Origin of the sequence: Rhodococcus sp. IEGM 27 (assembly GCF_033142305.1) — a bacterium.
Taxonomy (GTDB): domain Bacteria; phylum Actinomycetota; class Actinomycetes; order Mycobacteriales; family Mycobacteriaceae; genus Rhodococcus_F; species Rhodococcus_F oxybenzonivorans.
The window spans coordinates 1,271,947-1,290,246 of sequence record NZ_JAWLSG010000001.1 but is presented as its reverse complement, the minus strand read 5'-3'; the positions used below and the strand labels follow the sequence as shown (position 1 = coordinate 1,290,246).

Below are 18,300 nucleotides of genomic sequence, written 5' to 3'. Positions count from 1 at the left end.
TCGTCGTGACGACGGATCGTCGGAGACTCCGAGGTGCAAGGCGCGCAGTAAATTTCACGTGACTTGCTTATTCCTCAGCCACGGCTATGGTGCATGGCAGCACTAGTCGTATCTACTTGGAGGACCGAAATGTGAACGCAGCTACCGATCGTCAGTGGGCGGTTCGTGACGCTGTTCTGCGTTGGCTTCTCGCGAAGACAACGGAGGGATATCGGAGTCCGATCCTGGACGCGGATGCCATTGGGGCGGAGGTCGGCTGGGTGGCCTCGAAGCTCACCAGCGACGAAGTGGCCGACGCCTCGATGTTCCTCTTCAAGGAGAATTATGTGACGGGCATGCCGGTAATGGGTATCGGGATTCCACGACCGATGCTGACCGTCGCCGGACGTCGGGTGGCCAAGGCAGGCAAATCCCTCAGGTACAAGGACGACGCTCAGCAGGCGAAGTTGCGCCGGCGTCTGACGGTGCCGCTCGCAGAGACCTCCGCAACGACGGCAAGCTCGAGCGCATCAGGGACGGAGTTCGATCGGTAACGGATCTCGCGCGCGCCGCCGCCGTGTGGACCCACACCGAATCACCGTCCGGGAGCCACCGGATGCGTGTCGCGCCAGTGACGGGCGATCTCGATCCGCCTGGCTACCCACACCAGGTCGTGGGACTGCACGTGGTCGAGGAATCGTTCCAGCGCGGCGGTGCGCGCGGGCCGGCCGACGATGCGGCAGTGCAGGCCCACGGACAGCATCTTCGGCGCCCCCTCGGCGCCCTCCGCGTAGAGCACGTCGAAGGCGTCCCGTAGATGAGCGAAGAACTGCTCCCCGCTGGGAAAACCTCCCGGCGAGGCGAACCGCATGTCGTTGGTGTCGAGGGTGTACGGCACCACCAGGTGGTCGACCAGCCCCTTGCCTGGCGAATCCACCTTCACCCAGTACGGCAGGTCATCGGCGTACGAGTCCGAGTCGTAGAGGAAGCCGCCGTGTTCGACCACCAGTTCCCGGGTGCGAGGGGAGTCGCGGCCGGTGTACCAGCCCAGCGGCGCCTCACCGGTCAGATCGCGCAGGATGTCGACCGCCTCCGCCATGTCCTTGCGTTCGGCGTCCTCGTCGGAAAGCTGATACGACTTCCACCACAGACCGTGGCTGGCGATCTCGTGGCCGAGTTCACGAAAGGCGCTGACGGCTTCGGGGTTTCGCTGCATGGCCTTGGCCACCGCGAAAATCGTCAGCGGCAGTCCTCGCCGCTCGAACACCCGAAGCACACGCCACAGTCCGGCGCGGGAACCGTACTCGTAGATCGACTCCATGCTCATGTGCCTGTTCGGGAACGGCTGTGCCCCCACCATCTCGGACAGGAACGTTTCCGACGCCCCGTCTCCATGGAGGACGTTGCTCTCGGCGCCCTCCTCGTAGTTGAGGACGAACTGGACGGCGATCTTCGCGCCGCCCGGCCACTGCGGGTCGGGGGGCTTCGGCCCGTACCCGACCAGGTCACGGGGATATTCGGAGTCGAATCCGTGGGTCATGACTGCAACCCTGCCCGACCGGCTTCGGTCAGGGAACCCCACAGCCGCAGCCGTGCCATGCCACCGTCCGGAAATATGTCGAGCCGGGCCTGCGTCACCGGCTGATCGCTGTCGACGACGAACCGATGCCTGGTATCCGGCTGCAGGCGTGTCCGGGGGAGGAGCTCGACCCAGTGCCCGTCGCCGTCGCGACCCTGAATACTCGCCTCACCGGGAGCGTTGCCGAGGAAGTACGAGGTGTCGAGTTCGGCCAGCGACACGATGCCCTGAGCGGCGAGAAGGATCTCCACCCAATCGTTGTTGTCGTCTCGTCGCCGAGAGGTTTCCCAGCCGTCGCCCATGACGCGGGCCGATCCGGGGAGCAGCATGTTCTGTGGTGATCCGTAGAACATGTTAGAGCAGGACGTCACTCGCGCCCCGTTCTCCAGGGCAGCGAGATCCACCGGCCCGGCGTCGAGGAAGCGAAGGTCGGGACGGCCTTCGCCGTGCACGCGCAACCGGGCCACGCCGCCGTCCGGGTACAGGGTCAGTTTGACGTGTGTCCATCGCCGCTCCGAGTCCACCGGAAAGGGATTCTCGGTGTCCCCTTGAACGGGACTGCGGCCGACGATGGTGGTCCACTGTGCGCCGACCAGTTCGTCGGCCGACGGGTACCCGTCGATCGCCGCGGCTTCGACGGAAATCTCCGGTGGATAGTTGCCCGTGAACCATGCGGTGTCGACCACCACGCCACGAATCACACCGGGAACCCCGAGGCGCACGATGGCCTCGTCGGTGCCCGCGATCCGGCGCCGGCGCGTCTCCCAGCCGTCGTAGATCTGGCCCTTGTGCCCGAAAGTGGCCGACTGGTACACGGCCGCTGTCGGGCGGATCAGATTCTCGCGCTCGGCGAACAATTCGTCGTTCGCCCACACGACCGCGCCGCCGAGCGTGCGGACGGCCAAGTCCGGGAGACTGCGAAAGCTGGGCGGGGCAGGAGTGTTCGGAGTCACGATGGAGTACCTCCTGATCGGGCGTGGAGCAAGTGTAGGGCGTCGGTGATGCCGCCGGAGCGTCGCCGACCGGGTCCGGCCGCTCAGGTACCCGGGACTACCGCGCGGGAGACGAGGTTGTGGAGGACGTCGACCGTGCATCCGGGGGCTTGCGCCAGTACCACGTCCTCGTCGAACGCGCCGCAGGCGAGCCCGCGGAGAACAACGGTGGCGAGGGCTTGTGCCGTGGCCGGTTCGTCCACCACGCCGCCGCCCTGCCGATCGAGGTAGGCCTGCAGGCGGGTGGCCGCGGCGGGCAAGGCACCCCGGTAGAAGTCGAAGGTGGCGAGCCAGCGGGTGATCAGATGCCCGGGATGCATGTCCCAGCCCTGGTAGTAACCGCGCTCGAGCGACCGGGTGACGAGCCGGTAGTGCCGGGACAGTGCGGCGCGGACGTCGTCGTCGCTCCCCTGCGGGACGACCTGGGTGGAGCCGTCGCAGACCCACACTCCGGTCTGGGCCGCTGCTACCAGCATCACGGACTTCGCGTGGTCGGCGACCGGATGCTCGAGCGATTGGAAGCGGGAGGCGATCCCACAGGCCGCGCTGTAGTCGTAAGTGCCGTAGTGCAATCCGGTGCACCGCCCGTCGGCGAGATGAATTGCCTTGGCGACGGTGACGGTGCCGTCCGGGCCGATGACCGCCTGGGGACTCTCGATCTGCAATTCGAAGTGCAGTGATCCGTCCGGCAACCCGTAGGCGCGCTCGAGTTCCTCGCACAGTGCCACGACAGCGGTGACCTGCGCCGCGGCGCGCAGCTTCGGGACGGTGAACACGAAGCCGTTCGGAACGCCGCCCGCACCTTCTAGGACGAGCTCGAGAGTGCGGATCCCGCGGCGGCGTTCGTGGGGCGCCAATCCTTTGGCGCGAATTCCGAGGGATCGCGGGCCGTCGGGGTCGGACGAGAGCAGGCGCAGTGTGCGCCCCGCGTCGAGCGCGGCGGCGTCCTCGATGTCATCGCCCCGCCATCCGTACCCGTCCTCGAAGTCGATGCGCAAGTCCATGACCGGACGGTTCTGCAACACCGTACGGACATCGGGCAGAGCGCCGGTGGTTCCGACGGACTCGAGCGCCTCGGCGTAGCGGTCCAGCAGCGCCACCGCCTGTTCCGACCAGCGCCGTGGGGTGTCGGGCCGCGCATCCGCCGCACTCACATAGACGGTGTGGATGGGCTGAGACTCCGGACGATCACCCGGAAAGTTCTGTGCGAGAGAGGCGTCGACGGGCTCGAGGAGGTCGTCGACGCGGTCGAACCCGCTGTCCGGGAGCCGACTGAGGTACTGGGGATTCACAGCACGATCTTGGCAGAAATGCCGGCATCGCGAGGAGTGGCCGACCCGAACTCCTGCCCCGAAAGAACCCCGGCCCAGGGGAAACGGGCCGGGGTTCGATGACGGTGAAGGATATGGAGAGGAGGGTCAGTTGCTGCCCGGCCCGCTTCTCGTCGTCGCCACAGTGGTGGCAGGGCGGATTTTTGCGGCTTTCGGGCCGCTCCACGCGCCGGCCGGTTGCGAAGAAATTGCGGGCGGGGCAGCAACGCCCTCGGAAAGTGAGTTCACGCTAGGGCATCACCATCCTTTCGACTCCGTGTTCCCTTCTCGTCGAGCGGGTTATCATCCGCGCGGAGGGGAGCGCTGCGTCGCGTCAACTTCCGCTCCCGTAGTCTGCGCTGCCAGTTCCGTTCGCGTAGAGGGGACTCGGCCTGCAGAGGGACCGCGCTCGGCGCGGATCGCGACTCGTACCAGCGACACCACGGCGCGTGGCGTCAGCGCCTCAGCGAGAAGTCGATCGGAGTCGGCGATCGACAGGTCGTAGTCGATATCGCACCATCGGCGTTCGCTGCACAGCATTGCGTCGACCTCCGGAAACCCTCGTTGCTGACAGGTTACCTACAGCAGAAGCTGTAGATTCGTTATAGCAAACGCTCCCAGCGTGCTGCAAGGGGCTGTGGCAGCGATTTTGTCGCAGATGAGAACATTGCCGGACATCTCACGCGGACCTGCTGCCGACTCCAGGGCGGGTGGGTTGTTGCAGCTCGTAGGTGATCAGGCGGGAGCTGTTGGCGACGACGGCGACGGAGGAGGCGTTGTGCAGAATGGCGGCGAGGACGGGAGACAAGGCGCCGCCGGCGCTGACGAGTAGGCCGATCGCATTGACCGCGATGGACATCGCGTAGTTCTGCTGGACCAGTGCGACCGCGTGGGCACCGAGGTCGCGGACATCGAGGAGGCGGCGCAGGTCGTCGCTTGCGAGCGCCACGTCGGCGGTTTCGACGGCGACGTCGGTACCGGCCAGGCCCATGGCGATCCCGATGTTCGCGGCGGCGAGCGCCGGCGCGTCGTTGGTGCCGTCACCGACCATCGCGACGGTGTACCCGTCGTCCTGCAAACGGCGGACCGCGTCGAGTTTGTCTTCCGGCATCACCTCGGCCTGCCACTCGTCGATGCCCAGTTCCGAAGCCACCGCCGCGGCCGTCATCGGATGGTCGCCGGTGAGCATCACGATTCTTCGGATACCGTCCGCCCGCAACCGCGACAACACCTCGAGCGCCTCGGGCCGCACCTCGTCACGGAGACTGATCAACCCCACCAGCTTGCCGTCGACCGCCAACAGCAGCGGCGTCTCGGCCCGTTGCTGGAGTTTGCGTACCCAGTCGGCGGCGCGCTTCGACACGCGCACGTTCTCGTCGCGCAGCAATCCTTCGCTGCCCAGGAGTAGCGTCCGCCCGTCCGCCCACGTGCGCATACCGAGGCCGACGAGGACCTCGCACTCTTCGTGCGGTGGGATCACGATGTGCCGTTCCTCGGTCGAGCGGATCACCGCCTCGGCGAGTGGATGCCGGGAATGAATTTCCGAGCTCGCCGCATAGGCAAGGACCCGTTCCGGCTCCCAATCCTTGGCGAAGGCAACCACATTCGTGACGATGGGGCGACCGATGGTCAGAGTGCCGGTCTTGTCGAAGACCATCGCGTCGACGCATCCGGCCTGCTCGAGGTGCGATCCGCCCTTGATCAGGATGCCGCGCCGGGCACCGTTGCCGATCGCGGCGCTGATCGCCGTCGGAGTCGACAATCCGACCGCGCAGGGGCACGCGATCAACAGCATCGTCATGGCGCGGCGGACATCGCGGGTCAGGACGAGGGTCAGCGCGGACAAGGCGAAAGATGCCGGCACGAAACGGCGGGAAAAATTTTCACCGACGGTCTGGATCGGGGCGCGGTGCTCCTGCGCCTGCTCGACCTGCGAGATGATGCGTCCGATCGTGGTTTCGTTGCCCACCGCGGTGGCCCGGATGACGAGTCGTCCGCGCAGCACCACCGAACCCGCGTGCACGACGTGTTCGGCCGAAGTGGCGATCGGCAGCGTTTCACCGGTGATCGCGGACTGGTCGACGATCGCCTCACCCTCCACCACGACACCATCCACGGGAATCGCGACGTGATCGTGGACCACGACTTCGTCCCCCACCTGCAGCGAATCGACGTCCACCGAAACCTCGGTGCGGTCGGCCAGACGAATCCACGCGGTGTCCTGAGTGCCCTTGAGGAGATCGGAGATGGCGCGCCGGGTACGGCGCAGGGTGAGTTCTTGGAGGTACTCCCCGATGTTGAGCAACCACAGCACCGTCAGGGCCACCACGTTCTCCCGGAGAACCAGGCTGGCCACCGTCGCGGCGGAGACCAGAGCGTCAGTGCCCGCCGTGCGGTTTCCGGTCAGAGTGCGGAGTGCTCCTTTGAGGAAGGGGTAACCGGTGAAGATGGTCGCCCCGGTGGCGAACACGCGGCTGGTCGGGCCGAGTAGCGGTGCGCGGCGCAGTCCGTATCGGCGGACTCCGAGCACGAGCAGGGCGGCGCCGCCGATGGCCATCCGCACGATGTCGGCATTACCGACGTCTGCCGAGCGAGGGGAGCGGTCCGGGATCAGCGCCCAGGGGGTCTCCTCGCCTGCGGCTACGGTGTCGAGCAACTCGGTGCGATCGAGCCGTTTCGGCGAATACCAGACCACCACCGACGCGGTCCGCGGATAGGCGTGCACGGCACGCACCCCGGCGAGCTTTTCTATCGAATCTTCCAGGGCGACGGCCCGTCCCACACTCGCGCGGAGCCACGGCAGATGCACGCGAATTCTGCCCGCCGCATCCGACAGGACTGCGACATCGTGCGAGATGTGCGAGGCCGGCTCGGCGGACATGTCAGTGTGTGTGGCCGTGACCGGTGTCGGGCTCGGCCGGCGGGGGAACTTCCTCGCCGATCCTGCCCTTGGCCTCGGCGATGACGTCGGCCACCTTCAGCCTTGCCGACTCCGCGCCCTCCTCCGCCTTCCGGGTCCCACGCAGTCCCCACGCGGTCACGGTGACCGCAGTCTCGTGGAAGGGCGCCTTCGCGACCGCTTTGCGGGCCGCGTTGTACGCGGCGACACCGACAGCGCCGGTGACCACGGTTGAGGCAGCTTTGGCGAGCAGAATGTGGAGGGCCATGACCCATCGTCGCACTCACAGCTCGAAATCGCACGAAGACTAGTGTTTCGGTTCCTTGACTCTGTTGCGCAAGAAGATGAGCGGGAGGACGAGGGTGGCGACAGCGGTGACGAGCCACACGATCAATGTGGCGAAAACCCACGACTGCCACCCGGTGATGGACATGGCACCGAACAGGTTGACCAACACCAGCGAGACGAAGGTGGATACCAAACCGATTCCCCCGAGGAACACAGGAGCGTTTCGTTCGGTCAATTTAGTGATGAATGGCGCGAGGATGCTTTGCGCCAGCGCAAAAAGCACCACAGTGCCGATGAAGCCTGCGGCGGTGATCGATACCTCGGGCAACAGCCACACCGCCGCGAGAAGGCCGATCGCTGCCGAGCCGAGGAAGACGACGGCCCGGAGGAGAAATCGAATCATGAGTCGATCCTTTGCGTCGCAGGGTCAACGGATCACGGTCAGGAATACGTCCTCGCGGTGAAGGATCAGCAGTTCGGCCGGGGGTCGAGGGCCGCCCGTTTCTGACATACGTCATTGTCTCTCCCACGTGAACGTCTCGCGGCAAGTTGACGATCTCTGCGAAACCGACCAGCGGCCGCGCGGCCCCCGCCGGAATCCGGGAGGAATGCCTGCCGTTCCGGTGCCTACGTGCGACGATGGGAGGTACTTCGGGAGTGATGGGGCATGTCGAACCGCCGTGTGACGGGTGCAGCGATCTACACGGCCGCGCTGCTGGCGGCCGTAGCGACGGTCACGCTTGCCGTCCGAGTGGTGCCCGACTCGGATGCCGGGAGAAGCGCTCCCGAGCCGGGACCGGGTGCCACTCGGGCACTGATCGTGATTGCTGTCGTCGCAGTCGTGATCGCGGCGATCGCGCTGGCGGCTGCTCTGCAAGGTGGGCGCCCACGGGTGGCTCCCGACGAGTCGGCGGCCGATGCGGTCGAGCGCGGACTCTCTGCGAAGTCGGGCAGACAGATCCTCACGTGGACGGCGGGTGCCTGTGTCCTCGTGATCGCCGCATATCTCCTCGGCTCCGCCGGTGGCGACGAGCCCCCGGCCCGGGAAGTTCCGGCCGCCACCGAGTCCGGGGGCAACTCCGAATCACCGTCCGACGCCACTCCGCCAGAGGAGTTGCGTCCCACGTCCGACAGCGCGCAAGCCCGCAGCGATCGAGCCGAACTATGGACTGCCGCAGCCATAGTCGGACCCGTGCTGGTCACCTTGCTCATACTCGGTGCGGCGGCCCGACGCCCTGTGGTCGTGGGCCGTGAGGTACCGACTCCGGTCGATATCGACACCGCCTCGGCCGCGGCGGAGTCGCTGGTGCGTGCGGCGGAGGAGGGTCTCGCGGCGGTCGTCACGACGGAGATGCCGCCACGGGAGGCCATCATCGCCAGCTACGCCGCCATGGAAGACGCCCTTCGGCGGGCGCCGGGCGCCGAACCCCGAGATTCGGATACGCCGTCGGAAGTGCTTGCCCGGGCAGTGCAACTCGGTGTGCTGCGCTCGGAGGCGGCAGCGCCGTTGGTTCGTCTGTTCGCCGAGGCCCGGTTCAGCCGGCATCCGATGGGCGAACGTCACCGCGCCGAGGCGGTCGACCTGCTCAGGCGCGTGCTGGACGATGTCGGGGCGCAGCGCCGTGCGAATGACCTCGGGAGCAACACGTGCTCGCCATTGCCGTGATCGGGATCGCGGCAGTACTGGCCGTGGAGATTCCACTCGTCGTATCCGGCCGGGACAACGTTGCGGTCGTGGTGGCGGGGGCCGTGACCGCCCTCGTGCTCTTCGAGGTTCGGCGGCGGATGTCGCAGGAGGACGACGACGATGTGGTGGCGGGTCCGGAAGCCGATCGGGCCGAGGCGATGAGCCGCTGGCTGACGCGCACGGAATCGCTGATCAGCTGGGCGGACGGCACCCGCGGAGACTGGGACCACCATCTGCGTCCACTGCTTGCCCGCGAATTTCAACAGTCCACCGGGCAGCGAAAGGGCGTCGACCCGGCCGCGACTACCGCCGCCGGGCGAGTGTTCTTCGGTGACCTGTGGCAGTGGGTGGACCCCGACGACGTCCGCCGCTCCGACCGGACCGAACCCGGCCCCGGTCGCGACGTGCTCGACCGGATACTTCAACGGCTGGAGTTGCTATGACCCTCCCCGCCCAGATGACCACCGCCCGCGCTCAGGCCGTTCTGGCGGAAGTCGAACGGGCCGTGGTGGGGAAACACGACGAACTGACGTCGATACTGCTCGCGGTCCTCGCGGGTGGTCACGTACTGATCGAGGATCTGCCGGGGTTGGGAAAAACTCTGGTTGCCCGGTCGTTCGCGGCCGCACTCGGGCTGGACTTCACCCGCGTGCAGTTCACCCCGGACCTGCTGCCTGCCGACCTGCTCGGCGCCACCATCTACGACATGCCGTCAGGGCGCTTCGAGTTCCGTCCCGGTCCCATCTTCACCAACCTTCTCCTGGCCGACGAGATCAACCGCACCCCGCCGAAAACCCAGGCTGCCCTGCTCGAGGCGATGGCAGAGGGGCAGGTGAGTGTCGACGGCACGACGCGGATCCTGCCGCGACCGTTCATCGTGCTGGCCACCGACAATCCCATCGAATACGAGGGCACGTATCCGTTGCCCGAGGCCCAGCTCGATCGCTTCGCCCTGCGATTGCGGCTCGGGTACCTGACCGAGAAGGACGAGCAGGAGATGCTGCAACGCCGTCTCGACCGGGGATCGGCTCCGGTGGTGGTCCAGCAGGTGGTCGACGCTGCGGATCTGCAGGCGATGCGCGAATCGCTCGAGGAGGTCAGCGTCCATCGTGACGTCCTCGGCTACGTCGTAGCTCTCGCGAACGCCACCCGGCAGCACCCGCAGGTAGAAGTGGGGGCCAGCCCACGTGCCGAATTGGACCTGGTGCAGTTGGCCCGGGCCCGGGCGCTCCTCGCGGGGCGCGATTTCGTGATTCCGGAGGACATAAAAGCGCTGGCAGTCCCCGCGGTCGCCCATCGGATCAGTCTGCGACCGGAAATGTGGGTGCGGCGTGTCCGCAGCGAGGATGTCCTAAGCGAATTGCTCCGACGGCTGCCCGTGCCGAGGGCACGATGACCGAGCACGTTCTCACTCGCCACGACCTGACGTGGCGGGCGTCGCCCGCAGCCCGCACCCTCGCGACCTGTGCGGCCGTCGCGCTCACGGTCGCCGTGGTGGGCCGCTGGTGGGAGCTGATCGCCTTCGCGGCACCGATGCTCGGCGCTCTCGGCGCGGTGGTGTGGTTGCCGCCGCGGGCCACCGGAATCCGCGTCCGATCGGACACTCCCGCGTTGCGGTGCTTCGAATCGGAATCGGTGCAGTGCGCAGCCGAGGTGACGACGGTCGGCGGCGGCGCGCGGCTCGACGTGTCGCCGGCGTGCTCCGACGGCTACACGGTCGACGACGTCGGCGACGGGTATCGGATCACCGCCCACCGGTGGGGTCGCTACGAACCTGCACTGCACATCACCGCGCAGGCGTGCGGAGGTCTGCTCAGCGCAGCACTCGAGGTACCCGTGACCGAACTCCGGGTATTTCCGCTGGCGCCGCCGCTGCCGACCCCGCTGCCCCATCGCGCGCTTCCCGACCGGATCGGAGCGCACCGCACCCGCCGGTACGGGTCCGGCGTCGAATTCGGTGACATCCGGCCGCATGCACCGGGAGATCCACTGCGAAGCATCAATTGGCGGGTCAGTGCCCGACGTGGGCGACTGCACGTGACGGAGCGCATCATGGACCGCGCAGCCGACGTCGTCGCAGTGCTCGACACCACGCCGCAGGCGCCCGGCCCCGCAGCGGACAGTCTGCAGCGCACCGTCCGTGGTGCCACCCAGGTGGTGCAATCGGCACTGCAACGGGGAGATCGGGCCGGGGTGGTGGTCAGTGGCTCGCGCCTGCGATGGCTCGGTGCCGACATCGGGCGTCGCCAGTTCTACCGCATCCTCGACACTGTTCTGGACGCCGGCGGCACGTCCGGTGGCACCCTTGTTCCGCGGGCAGCGCTACCACCCACTGCCGTGGTGATCGCCTTCTCCACCATGCTCGACACCAACTTCGCGCTGTCGCTGCTCGAGCTGCGCCGCCGGGGCCACGTCGTCGTCGCCGTCGACGTACTGCGAGGTCCGCCGTTCGAGGTCGAACTCGATCAGATGTCCGCCCGGATGTGGAAGCTCGAACGACGGAACATGTACCGGAACATGAGCGTTCTGGGTGTCCCCGTGGTCGCGTGGGAAGACGACTCGGCATTAGATCTCGCCCTTACTCTTGCGGATCGAGCCCAGCGCCCTCAGGGGGTGGCCAGGTGAAGTGGGCCGCAGTTCTGGCAGTGCAGGGAGCGATGGTCGCACTCGTCCTGGGCGATGCGTCCGTTCTGGCAGCCGCGACGGCGGGTATCGCGGCAACCGCGCTGCTTCTCGTCGCGTTCGCGGGACCGGCACCCGGATTCCGGACGCTGATGGCGTGTGCGGCAGTGGCGGGTGCTACTGCTTACCTCGTCACCACGGTCCCGGTGGGTCCGCGATGGTGGTCGTTGCTCGGACCGGTTGCCGTAGTGGTGTTGTTCTGCATCGCCGCGGCTCCCTACGTTCGGAAACGCAGCACCGCTCAGAATCGGCGGATGCTGTAGATGTGGAACTGTGACAGCGGGGCAAGGCCCACAGGCACTCCGCGTCCGTAGGCGTTGAAGACCTGGCCGAAGCCGGCATAGATACCGATGTGCGACGCATCCGGATTGAGAACCACGATGTCGCCGGGGGCCAGAGCCCACAACGGAATCCGGGCGCCGACCTCGGCCTGCTCCCATGTGGTGCGCGGAAGCCTGACTCCCGCTTGCCGGAATGCCCACTGCACGAGTCCCGAACAGTCCCAGGCATCCGGGCCCGTTCCGCCCCAGAGGTAGGGCTTACCGGTCTGGGTGACGGCTGCCGCCAGCGCGGCGAGACCGGTGGGCGTCGGAATCGGCGTGGGAAGAATCGCGGATCCGCTGGAACTGCCCGCTGTGCTTCCACTGTCGGCGCTGCCGGCGACCGGTGCCGCATGGGAGGGGAACGCCGTCAGGGCGGCCGCGCAGAAGGTCAGTGCTCCCGCTACCACTGCGCGTCGTACGGGAAGATGCCTGCGCTGAGACACGGAGTCCCCCTTCGTTTGCTCCTGCTCCGTGGAAGGCGTGTACCACCTGTTCCCCCGGCGGTATACGCCCATGTTGCGTCACGGGAAGCGTACAAAGTGTCGCGCGAGTGTGCTTGGCATTTGCTGATATCCGCGCCGAAGCGCTGGCACGGTCCCGGCCCGTCACCGCTCGGTGATGGTCAGCACCACGTCGGCCAGGGCATGGGCGTGATCACGCTCGGGAACGGTGGCCGAGATCAGCAGGAGCCCGGCCTCTTTCCAGATGCGGGCGTGCAACGTCTCGCCGGGAAACACCACACCTGCGAATCGTGCTCGGAAGCCCGCGACCAGCGACGCGTCGGAGTCCAGCATCGTGTCGACCACCGCCTTGCACACCATCCCGTAGGTGCACAGCCCATGAAGAATCGGCGCCGGAAAACCGGCGGCGGCCGCGAACTGCGGATCGGAATGCAAGGGATTGCGGTCACCACACATTCGATACATCAACGCCTGTTGCGGCAGCACAGGAATGTCGACGTCGGCGTCGGACGGGCGGTCCGGCAACCCGACGGACTGCGACGGCCCGCGCTCGCCGCCGAATCCACCCTCGCCGCGGGCGAAGATGGACGAGCGGCTGGTCCAGAGGGGCACACCGTCGACGTCGGTGGTGGCCGACTCCTGGACGATGACCGCGGCCTTTCCCTTGTCCCACACCTCCGCGATGCGGGTTGTCGTGCGAGCCTTACCCTCCGGTGGAAGCGGCCGGTGCACGGTCACCTCTTGGCTGCCGTGGACCACTTTCGCGAGATCGATGTCGACACCGGGGAAGGACACCTGCGGAGCGTCGACGGCATGAAAATTGGCCGCGACCGTCGCGAAAGTAGGTAGCACCTGAGGGGTGCGGTCCGTGAGGTAGCGCAACTCTTTCTCATCCAGCGGACGGGAACCCGCACCGAGGGCGAGATGGTAGTGCTGCACGTCGGACGCGGTCCAGGCGAACTCGAGCGTGGGCAGTTCGGCGCCGATGGCGATATTCGGGTCAATGGGCATGGGAGGCGTCCCTCTTCTGTGTGAGGGGGATGGCTGCGACCACCGTGTCGGATTCGTGCTTGCTCATGTAGAACACGTTATAGAATGATGGGGTTGTCGGTCCATTCTCACTGCCAGGAAGTGTCGGGGACGACAGCGCACCGAACGAGAACACGTGGCCTCGAGGTTCCGGGCGTGCGCACTCACGTCAGTTTTCAGGGAAGGCACACAGAACATGCTCTCGAACCAACTACGCACCGAGTTGGCCGATCAGCTCGACGCCGCAGAGCGCAGTCGCGTTCCCGTCGGGCCCCTGACTGCCGCCCATCCGGACATCGACGTCGTCGACGCTTACGAGATCGCGTTGATCAACATCCGCCGTCGGAAACAGCACGGCGCGAAGGTTGTCGGGCACAAGGTAGGTCTGTCGTCTCTCGCCATGCAGCAGATGATGGGTGTCGACGAACCCGACTACGGACATCTGCTCGCCGACATGGAGGTGTTCGAGGACCAACCCGTCGACACGGCTCGGTTCTGCTACCCGAGGGTCGAGGTGGAGGTGGCTTTCGTCCTAGGCGCCGATCTTCCGGGAGTGGACTGCACCGAGCAGGACGTAGTCGATGCCACAGTGGCGTACGCGCCGTCCATCGAGTTGATCGACAGCCGCATCAAGGACTGGAAGATCGGCCTGGCCGACACCATCGCCGACAATGCGTCTTCCGCAGGGTTCGTGCTCGGCACCGACCGGGTGCGCCCGTCCGACATCGACATCAAGGCCATCGACGCCGTCCTGACCCGCAACGGTGAGCTGATCGCCGAGGGCCGCAGCGACGCGGTGCTCGGCAACCCGGTGACGGCCGTCGCCTGGCTGGCGCGGAAGGTCGACAGTTTCGGCGTCCGGTTGAAAGCCGGCGACATCGTGCTTCCCGGTTCGTGCACCCGCGCCATCGACGCTCGTCCCGGCGATCACTTTCGAGCCGAGTTCAGTGGACTCGGAACCGTCTCTCTGCAGTTCAAGTAGGAGTTGTATTCATGACCAAGGCAAGTGTGGCGATCGTCGGGTCGGGCAACATCAGCACCGATCTGCTCTACAAATTGCAGCGATCCGAGTGGCTCGAGCCGCGATGGATGATCGGCATCGATCCCGACAGCGAGGGCCTCGCCCGCGCGCGCAAGCTGGGTCTGGAGACGTCCGCCGAGGGCGTCGACTGGTTGCTGAACCAGCCGGAGAAGCCCGACCTGGTGTTCGAGGCGACCTCCGCCTACGTGCACCGCGAGGCAGCGCCCCGATACGAGGCAGCAGGCATCCGGGCGATCGACCTGACACCGGCCGCGGTCGGGCCCGCCGTCGTTCCGCCGGCCAACCTGCGTGAACACCTCGGTGCCCCCAACGTCAACATGATCACCTGCGGGGGGCAGGCAACCATCCCGATCGTGTACGCGGTGTCCCGGGTGGTGTCCGTGCCCTACGCCGAGATCGTCGCCTCGGTCGCGTCGGTTTCCGCCGGCCCCGGCACCCGCGCCAACATCGACGAGTTCACCAAGACCACCAGCCGTGGCATCGAGACCATCGGCGGAGCGCAGCGCGGCAAGGCCATCATCATCCTGAACCCGGCCGACCCGCCGATGATCATGCGCGACACGATCTTCTGCGCGATCCCCGAGGATGCCGACCGGGCCGCCATCACCGATTCCATCCACCGCGTCGTCGCGGACATCCAGCAGTACGTCCCCGGTTACCGGCTGCTCAACGAACCGCAATTCGACGACCCCAGCGTCGTGTCCGGCGGACAGGCCACGGTCACCACGTTCGTCGAGGTCGAGGGCGCAGGCGACTTCCTGCCCCCGTACGCGGGCAACCTCGACATCATGACCGCAGCGGCAACCAAGGTGGGCGAAGAGATCGCCCAGAAGCTCCTGAGCGTGGAGGCGTGAGCACGATGGTCCATTTCGATCCCAGCTGGGACATTCGCGTCACCGACACGTCGTTGCGGGACGGCTCGCACCACAAGCGTCATCAGTTCACCGGTGACGAGGTGCGGGCGATCGTCGGTGCCCTCGACAATGCGGGAGTGCCCGTCATCGAGGTCACTCACGGTGACGGATTGGGCGGTTCGTCGTTCAACTACGGCTTCTCCAAGGTGCCCGAGCAGGAACTCATCTCCATCGCCGTCGACACGGCGAAGAACGCGAAAATCGCCTTTCTGATGCTGCCTGGTCTGGGGATCAAGGACGACATCATCGTCGCCCAGGACAACGGCGCGTCGATCTGCCGGATCGCGACCCATTGCACCGAGGCGGACGTCTCGATCCAGCACTTCGGACTGGCCCGCGAGCGCGGCCTCGAAACCGTCGGCTTCCTCATGATGGCCCACTCCATTGCGCCGGAGAAGCTCGCCAAGCAGGCGCGGATCATGGCGGACGCCGGATGTCAGTGCGTCTACGTCGTCGACTCGGCCGGTGCCCTCGTCCTCGAGCAGGTGTCCGACCGGGTCGAAGCGCTGGTGCAGGAACTGGGGTCGGACGCGCAGGTGGGGTTCCACGGCCACGAGAACCTCGGTCTCGGAGTGGCCAACTCGATCGCCGCGGTGCGCGCGGGAGCTAAGCAAATCGACGGCAGCACAAGACGGTTCGGCGCCGGTGCCGGCAACGCCCCCGTCGAGGCGTTCGTGGGAGTGTGCGACAAGATCGGCGTCAAGACCGGGATCGACTTCTTCGCGATCGCCGACGCCGCCGAGGACGTGGTCCGGCCGGCGATGCCTGCCGAGTGTCTCCTCGACCGCCAGGCGCTGATGATGGGGTACGCAGGCGTGTACTCGAGCTTCCTCAAGCATGCCGAACGGCAAGCCGAGCGGTACGGCGTCTCGTCCGCCGAACTCCTCGTCCGCGCAGGCAAGCGCAAGCTCGTCGGTGGGCAGGAAGATCAGCTCATCGACATCGCGCTGGAGCTGCAAAAAGAGCGCCTGTGAGTGCGGCTACGCCGCCTGTGAGTACTTATTAACCGCCGCAGGTTAATAAGTACTCACAGGTCAGTGGGCCGTTTCCCAGAGTCCGACGACGTTGCCCTCGGTATCGGTGAAGTAGGCGGCGAACCCCATCGTGCCGACGGGTGTCCTGCCGGTGACCGTCTTCCCGCCGAGGGATTCGACCTTCTCCAGTGCGGCGTCGATGCTCTCGACGTCGACGACGACGACGGGGGATTTCACCTCGTCGCGCTGCATCATGCCGCCGTTGATGAACCCGGGCTCGGTGGGCATTCCGCTCTCGCCCACCGGTCCCGTGGTGACCATGCTGTAGTCCATCTCCGGGATCTCGGCGATTGCCCAGTCGAACGCGTCACGGTAGAACGCGCGGGCGCGCTCACCGTCGTCGAATGGAAGTTCGAAATGCACGATTCGGCCTGTCATGGGTTGCCTCCGGTTCGGCGGAAAACCGCCGTGTCCGACGGCACGTTTCAGCGTAAGTCGCCGGGTTCGCAGGCGAAAGGGGTCCACACAGCTTCGCCCGATGTGCCGTCGGGCGCAGTCGAACTGCACCCCTGTCACATCGGGCGAGAGCAGGGTGGGAAGCGGACGGCTACTCGAGGTGATCGCGCACGTCGATGAACCCCTCCATCACCGCGTGGTTGATGCTGTCCCACAGCCGCGGGCAGCCGTCCTGAAGGGCGGTGGGCTGCCCCTCCGCGGCCCGGTCGCGAAACGTCGGACACGTCTTCGCCGGGTCGCTCGTCCATTGGACGCTGGTGTGTTTGAGACTGTTCTTGCGCACCAGGACGCAGGTGCCGCAGGTGCGGCACTCGACCTCGTTCATTCCGTCGTCGAGGTAGTTGGCCTTGTCGGCCATCGTCTGCGCATGAATGGCCTCGAGCCGAGCGGGTTGCCCGGCGTAGTCGGGAGCTTTGGCCCATTCGGTCGAGGCACTCATGATCAGACCTGCGCTTCCTTGTTCTCGGAGCCGGCGCTCACGGTCTGTTCCGCGGCCTCTCGCTCGGCCTTCTGCCGGGCCAGGTTCTCCTCCACCTCGTGCTGCCAGGCTTCGTTAGCCTTGGTGGTGTCGACCTCGAACTCGAAACGCTGCGTCATCTTCTCGGTGACGTCGGCGACATCGACGTAGAACTGGTCGTACCACCGTCGCAGCTGGTAGACCGGGCCGTCCTCTTCGCACAGCAGGGGGTTGTCGATCTTCGTCTTGTTCTTCCAGATTTCGACGTCCTGTAGGAAGCCCTCGGCGATGCCCTCGGTGAACTTGGCCGCCAGCTTGTCGGCGGTGTCGTCGTCGATGCCGGTCGGCTTCCTGACGGTGACGCCGTACTGGAGCATGAACGAATTGTTCGTCACCGGATAGTGGCAGTTGATGAGGACGCTCTCGACCTCGTACCCGCCGTAGCTGTTCCACAGCGGATTGATCATGTAGGACGGCCCGTAGTACGCGGCCTCGGAGCGCAGCAGCGACTCCATGCCGTACTGCGTCGCCATCCCCACGTCGGGGCGACCCTTCGTGTTGAGGTACTGGGTCGCGATGTGGCCTTCGAAGACGTTCTTGAAGTACGTCGGAAATGCGTAGTGGATGTAGAAGAAGTGCGCCATGTCGACCACGTTGTCGATGATCTCGCGGCAGTTGGCGCCTTCGATCAGCATCGAGTTCCAGGTCCAGTCGGTCCATTCGTCGCTGTATGCGCCGTCGATCCGGGGGATGGTCACCTCGTCTGGCGGCGGATTGCCCTCGGGGTCGTTCCAGACGAAGAGCTGCCCGTTCCGCTCCAGCGTGGTCCACGACCGCGTGCGCGCTATCGGCGGCACCCGGCGTGCGTAGGGAATGCTCGTGCACTTGCCGTTGCCACCCCAGCGCCAGTCGTGGAACGGGCACGCGACGGAATCGCCCTTGACCGAGCCCTGGGAGAGGTCGCCGCCCATGTGGCGGCAGTAGGCGTCCAGAACTTTCAGTTCGCCTTTGCTGTCGGCGAAGACTACGAGCTTGGTGCCGAAAGCCAGGACCGAATGCGGATTGCCGTCCTTGAATGTCTTGGTCAAGCCGAGGCAGTGCCAACCACGCGCGAAGCGGGTCTGGACAGTGCCTACATCGATCTCGCGAATCTGCGCCATTGTGCCCT

General features: G+C 66.3%; 21 protein-coding genes. 9 read left to right on the top strand and 12 right to left on the bottom strand.

Going from position 1 to position 18,300, the window contains the following annotated elements; all coding sequences use genetic code 11:
* Positions 1-131 precede the first annotated feature (131 nt).
* Positions 132-533, top strand: coding sequence for a serine recombinase (locus tag R4P95_RS06105; protein ID WP_317743893.1), 402 nt, complete (start codon positions 132-134; stop codon positions 531-533).
* 41 nt (positions 534-574) lie between these two features.
* On the opposite strand, the gene puuE is transcribed toward R4P95_RS06105, so the two are convergent.
* The 7 genes from puuE to R4P95_RS06070 all read right to left on the bottom strand — a co-directional run bounded on the left by puuE (position 575) and on the right by R4P95_RS06070 (position 7,450).
* On the bottom strand, positions 575-1,519 hold the full coding sequence (puuE, locus tag R4P95_RS06100; RefSeq protein ID WP_317743892.1) for an allantoinase PuuE: 945 nt from the start codon (positions 1,517-1,519) through the stop codon (positions 575-577).
* Positions 1,516-2,511, bottom strand: a complete 996-nt coding sequence (alc, locus tag R4P95_RS06095) for an allantoicase (RefSeq protein ID WP_213574234.1) — start codon at positions 2,509-2,511, stop codon at positions 1,516-1,518. The genes puuE and alc overlap by 4 nt, the downstream gene beginning before the upstream one ends.
* Before the next feature lie 83 nt (positions 2,512-2,594).
* Positions 2,595-3,842 carry a DUF6986 family protein gene (locus tag R4P95_RS06090; protein WP_317743891.1) on the bottom strand — a complete coding sequence of 416 codons (1,248 nt, stop codon included), beginning with the start codon at positions 3,840-3,842 and terminating at the stop codon, positions 2,595-2,597.
* A gap of 321 nt (positions 3,843-4,163) precedes the next feature.
* A complete protein-coding gene (locus tag R4P95_RS06085; RefSeq protein ID WP_317743890.1) occupies positions 4,164-4,400 on the bottom strand; it encodes a hypothetical protein in 237 nt (78 codons plus the stop codon).
* Positions 4,401-4,539: 139 nt separating this feature from the next.
* Positions 4,540-6,741 (bottom strand): cation-translocating P-type ATPase, encoded by a 2,202-nt coding sequence (locus R4P95_RS06080; RefSeq protein ID WP_317743889.1) that lies wholly within the window; start codon positions 6,739-6,741, stop codon positions 4,540-4,542.
* 1 nt (position 6,742) lies between these two features.
* Complete coding sequence (locus tag R4P95_RS06075; protein WP_159919087.1) at positions 6,743-7,027, bottom strand: DUF1490 family protein; 285 nt, start codon at positions 7,025-7,027, stop codon at positions 6,743-6,745.
* 39 nt (positions 7,028-7,066) lie between these two features.
* Positions 7,067-7,450 (bottom strand): phage holin family protein, encoded by a 384-nt coding sequence (locus R4P95_RS06070; RefSeq protein WP_213574044.1) that lies wholly within the window; start codon positions 7,448-7,450, stop codon positions 7,067-7,069.
* Positions 7,451-7,714: 264 nt separating this feature from the next.
* Between R4P95_RS06070 and R4P95_RS06065 the strand changes: the two genes are divergently transcribed.
* Genes R4P95_RS06065 through R4P95_RS06045 form a run of 5 tightly spaced genes read left to right on the top strand, consistent with a single transcriptional unit; the run spans position 7,715 to position 11,679 of the window.
* On the top strand, positions 7,715-8,713 hold the full coding sequence (locus tag R4P95_RS06065) for a DUF4129 domain-containing protein (protein WP_317743888.1): 999 nt from the start codon (positions 7,715-7,717) through the stop codon (positions 8,711-8,713).
* Positions 8,695-9,177, top strand: coding sequence for a hypothetical protein (locus R4P95_RS06060; protein ID WP_109326645.1), 483 nt, complete (start codon positions 8,695-8,697; stop codon positions 9,175-9,177). Before R4P95_RS06065 ends, R4P95_RS06060 begins: the two co-directional genes overlap by 19 nt.
* The gene (locus R4P95_RS06055) at positions 9,174-10,130 is read left to right on the top strand and encodes a MoxR family ATPase (protein WP_317743887.1); all 957 of its coding nucleotides are present in this window, start codon (positions 9,174-9,176) and stop codon (positions 10,128-10,130) included. Before R4P95_RS06060 ends, R4P95_RS06055 begins: the two co-directional genes overlap by 4 nt.
* Entirely contained in the window at positions 10,127-11,359 is a 1,233-nt protein-coding gene (locus R4P95_RS06050; RefSeq protein WP_213574037.1) for a DUF58 domain-containing protein, read from the top strand. Before R4P95_RS06055 ends, R4P95_RS06050 begins: the two co-directional genes overlap by 4 nt.
* Positions 11,356-11,679: a hypothetical protein gene (locus tag R4P95_RS06045; protein ID WP_213574035.1), complete on the top strand. Its 324-nt coding sequence runs from the start codon at positions 11,356-11,358 to the stop codon at positions 11,677-11,679. Before R4P95_RS06050 ends, R4P95_RS06045 begins: the two co-directional genes overlap by 4 nt.
* Here R4P95_RS06045 and R4P95_RS06040 read toward each other — a convergent pair.
* Together R4P95_RS06040 and R4P95_RS06035 are read right to left on the bottom strand one after the other, a co-directional pair.
* Positions 11,658-12,182: a C40 family peptidase gene (locus R4P95_RS06040; RefSeq protein ID WP_109326649.1), complete on the bottom strand. Its 525-nt coding sequence runs from the start codon at positions 12,180-12,182 to the stop codon at positions 11,658-11,660. The genes R4P95_RS06045 and R4P95_RS06040 overlap by 22 nt on opposite strands.
* 162 nt (positions 12,183-12,344) lie before the next feature.
* Positions 12,345-13,211 carry a MaoC/PaaZ C-terminal domain-containing protein gene (locus tag R4P95_RS06035; RefSeq protein ID WP_213574033.1) on the bottom strand — a complete coding sequence of 289 codons (867 nt, stop codon included), beginning with the start codon at positions 13,209-13,211 and terminating at the stop codon, positions 12,345-12,347.
* Positions 13,212-13,425: 214 nt separating this feature from the next.
* Here R4P95_RS06035 and R4P95_RS06030 point away from each other — a divergent pair, with 214 nt between their 5' ends.
* Genes R4P95_RS06030 through dmpG form a run of 3 tightly spaced genes read left to right on the top strand, consistent with a single transcriptional unit; the run spans position 13,426 to position 16,159 of the window.
* Positions 13,426-14,211 carry a 2-keto-4-pentenoate hydratase gene (locus R4P95_RS06030; RefSeq protein ID WP_213574031.1) on the top strand — a complete coding sequence of 262 codons (786 nt, stop codon included), beginning with the start codon at positions 13,426-13,428 and terminating at the stop codon, positions 14,209-14,211.
* 11 nt (positions 14,212-14,222) lie between these two features.
* Positions 14,223-15,125 (top strand): acetaldehyde dehydrogenase (acetylating), encoded by a 903-nt coding sequence (locus R4P95_RS06025; protein ID WP_213574029.1) that lies wholly within the window; start codon positions 14,223-14,225, stop codon positions 15,123-15,125.
* Between the two features lie 5 nt (positions 15,126-15,130).
* Positions 15,131-16,159: a 4-hydroxy-2-oxovalerate aldolase gene (gene dmpG, locus R4P95_RS06020; protein ID WP_159926855.1), complete on the top strand. Its 1,029-nt coding sequence runs from the start codon at positions 15,131-15,133 to the stop codon at positions 16,157-16,159.
* Between the two features lie 60 nt (positions 16,160-16,219).
* On the opposite strand, the gene R4P95_RS06015 is transcribed toward dmpG, so the two are convergent.
* The 3 genes from R4P95_RS06015 to R4P95_RS06005 all read right to left on the bottom strand — a co-directional run bounded on the left by R4P95_RS06015 (position 16,220) and on the right by R4P95_RS06005 (position 18,292).
* Positions 16,220-16,597: a VOC family protein gene (locus tag R4P95_RS06015; RefSeq protein WP_213574027.1), complete on the bottom strand. Its 378-nt coding sequence runs from the start codon at positions 16,595-16,597 to the stop codon at positions 16,220-16,222.
* 169 nt (positions 16,598-16,766) lie between these two features.
* Positions 16,767-17,114 carry a hypothetical protein gene (locus R4P95_RS06010; RefSeq protein WP_159919100.1) on the bottom strand — a complete coding sequence of 116 codons (348 nt, stop codon included), beginning with the start codon at positions 17,112-17,114 and terminating at the stop codon, positions 16,767-16,769.
* 2 nt (positions 17,115-17,116) lie between these two features.
* The gene (locus R4P95_RS06005) at positions 17,117-18,292 is read right to left on the bottom strand and encodes a Rieske 2Fe-2S domain-containing protein (protein ID WP_317743885.1); all 1,176 of its coding nucleotides are present in this window, start codon (positions 18,290-18,292) and stop codon (positions 17,117-17,119) included.
* Between the last annotated feature and the right edge of the window lie 8 nt (positions 18,293-18,300).